Below are 2,998 nucleotides of genomic sequence, written 5' to 3'. Positions count from 1 at the left end.
CTCGGACACGCCCTCACCGGTCAGGGTCAGCTGTGCGCCGTTTCGACTCTGTTTCAGGTAAATACCACCAATCTTCTCGGGCGCGGTATCCGCTTTTTGAGGTTGGGTCTCGGACTTCAGAGCCCCAAGCTTTTGAACCCTGCGCGCCAACTCTCCGAGTTCATCCTCGGGTGTCTCGGCCACTGCGGCAGCCATGTCTTTTGCCAACCTGGAGGCTGCCTTGGGATCCTCCTTCAAAACCTTGGCAATCGACAGCCCCAATCGTTCAGGAATGGCCGAAGGGAACTGTAGATGATCATCCAACGCCTGATAGATCGCGATGAACGAACCAATCTTCGATCGTTTGGCCCGGCTGGCCGATGCGAACAGCCCGCGCAGGGCAGCAGCCTCGTCCGGGTAAACGCCCTGCTCAGCCGCACGGGCCACGATCCGGGCGCGCTCGTAATAGCTAAGCCCGACACGGATTTCGTTTTCCTCGACCATGGCCACATACGCGTCCGAGGCGCTCTGCGGCTGTCTGAGGAAAGCGCGCACGGTTTCAAAGCGGGGCTCGCCCGTCTCCTGTACTAGCGCCCGCAGCGCAGTCATGCGCCGCCAACCCGAGATCAGGCCATACTGCCCTTCGGTCAATTCCACGACCTCGATCGGTGTTTGCTGCCCGCGTGCCTTCAGGCTTTCCTTCAGCGCCTCCATGTCCGCGTCATCAGCTGCCATCCGATCACGCACCAGATAGGTCTCCTCGATGGCGTCCAGCGGCAGGTCCTGCACCAAGCGACCTTCGGCCCGGGCAGCGCGCAATTCTCCGGACAGCTCCTCCAGCGCTGCCTGAGCCGCCGTGGCCCCAGCCACCTGTGCAACCGGCGGCGCGGCGCGGGGTATCTCTGCAGGGAACATGGGATTCAACCCGGGGGCAGGGTGATTGTCCTCCAGATAATTCGGCCGGGCTGGGGTCAGTCGTTTGCGTTTAGCCATCACTTTTTCCTTTTCCTGCTCGGATCAGACTCTGTTTCGAGTCATAGAAGACGTGTTTCGCGCGCGAAACATCGCACTCAGAGCGACAATTCCGGTGTTCCCGCCTCTTCGGCCTGCTGGGCCCGCTCTTCACCCCGCCAAACGCCAATCAACAGCTTCTTGAACGAAGCATAGGTAGCATCAAAGGTTTCTCGCCCGCGCACATAGGTCTCGCGGTTGAAATCGCGGTAATCCGCCTCGTAGATGCCGTTGACCTGTTCCCCGGCCTGGCCGATCAGCGCCGTGTAGCCCTGCCAGTGTGGCGACAGGGTGCGGCCCAGATAGGCTTGCATCAGCCCCGCCAGCTCGGCCTGCTGACTGCCGTCATAGCGGGTGATGATTGTGCGCACCGCATCCCACTGAAACGCCATCTCGGGCCGTCCAAGCGCGCGGGCGGCCATGTTCTCTCCATCCTCAATGGACTGGAACGTTGAATGCAGCATGTCGAAGAACCGGCCGGTGGAGTCGAATTCCAGAAACGAGGCCCCCATGGGCACCAGCAGGATATCCGAGGCCGCCAGCCCGTTGATCGTCAGATAGCCCAGGGCAGGGGGGGTATCGATGAAGATGATGTCATACGCGTCCAGCACCCCATCCTCGTCCAGCGTATCGGTCAGTGCATCCCAAAGCTTCCAGCTGCGGCCTTGCATCCGCCAGACCGGGATCTGGAATTCAGCCCAATAGAGGTTCAGCTGAGCGCCGATCAGATCGATATTCGGCCAGTGGGTGGTCTGGATCAGATCGCTGCCGCGGGTTTTCAGCGCCTCGGACAGGGTGTCGTCAATCGGATGCGGCGCTTCACCCCGGTCAAGCCGCCCCTGATTGTCGCGGCGCAGGTGACTTGCGTAATGACGGGCGAGCAGGGGAAATACCGTCTGCCATTCATCGCTGACCTTGCCGCCGAAGATCGACGTCATCGAACCCTGACTGTCCAGATCGATGACCAGCACCTTGTAGCCGTCCAATGCGGCGGACATGGCCAGATGCGCGCAGGTCGAGGTCTTGCCCACGCCGCCTTTGAAATTGGCCACCGAAACGATTTTGGCTGGCAACCCTTCAGGACGGTAGGGACGGTATTCTTTCGCCTTGGATCCTTCCGAAGCAAAATACGTCCGCAGCCGAAGAACCTCATCCAACGTGAACCACTTGGCCCCGCCTTCGGTTTCAGACTGCCCTTGCGGCAAATCCGGGTTACCTTTGAGCACACGCCTAAAATGGGCAGGCGCCACAGGGATCAGATATTTGGTAATCTCCCATGTTGAAAACAAGCGCAGCTTTTTTTGCCCGTCGTCTTCCAGACCGCGGTTCGCCAGATCTGCCCGTCCTCGGGCACAGGCATCTGCAATCTGCGAAAACTCATGTGTTCCGGTTGGTTCTCCCAGTTCAGCATGGGCCAGATCGGGATCGATATTGAAATAAGGGGGAAGCCCTTCGGACGGTGTTGCTCGCATTGAAAATCTGCTCATGTGCTATGTTTCGGTCAATATACCACAAAATGGGGCACGTGGAAGCATTGTGAGCACAAAACCGAATTTTCTAAGCAAAAATAAGGGGTAAATTCCTTTTGAGGGGCGTATTCAGGGTGTGTGGTCAAAAAATATCCAGTTAGAATCCTGTTATATTATTAGTTACGGGTAAGCCGCGTTCCCTTTAAGCATAAGAAAAAAAAGAGATTTTTGTGATTTTTTATATCTACAGTGAATCTGATCCCACGATCAGGCGACTCTGATCCCACGTTGCAGTGACTCTGATCCCACGTTCCGGCGGCTTTACGCGTCCTGTGGATAACTCTACGGTAGGCGTCAATAAAACCACGAACAAAGATTCGGGCAGGACATATGGGCAGGGCAGTATGAGCGGGTCAGGGGCGTTGTTGCCCGACCGGCACCCAACGGGTGATTTTTTTGTATGCGATATCTTCGATGCGCTGCCCAAGACAGATATGGGCTCGATGGAGCATCCGATGTTTTCGCTCTCGACCCGACCG

2 protein-coding genes and 1 pseudogene are annotated in these 2,998 nt (G+C 57.7%); 1 reads left to right on the top strand and 2 read right to left on the bottom strand.

All coding sequences use genetic code 11. The features are described 5' to 3' along the window. Positions 1-972: ParB/RepB/Spo0J family partition protein (locus AC2FNC_RS20545; RefSeq protein WP_496716530.1), on the bottom strand; the 972-nt coding region annotated here is incomplete at its 3' end. 77 nt (positions 973-1,049) lie between these two features. After that, positions 1,050-2,462, bottom strand: a complete 1,413-nt coding sequence (locus AC2FNC_RS20540; RefSeq protein ID WP_496716529.1) for an AAA family ATPase — start codon at positions 2,460-2,462, stop codon at positions 1,050-1,052. Between the two features lie 401 nt (positions 2,463-2,863). Between AC2FNC_RS20540 and AC2FNC_RS20535 the strand changes: the two are divergent. Continuing rightward, positions 2,864-2,998 (top strand): annotated as a pseudogene (locus AC2FNC_RS20535) (replication initiator protein A); the annotation flags it as partial.

It is taken from the genome of Ruegeria sp. BHSA123 (assembly GCF_059613425.1).
Note: the sequence above shows the minus strand (reverse complement) of the source record. Positions and strands in the feature narration are given on the sequence as shown.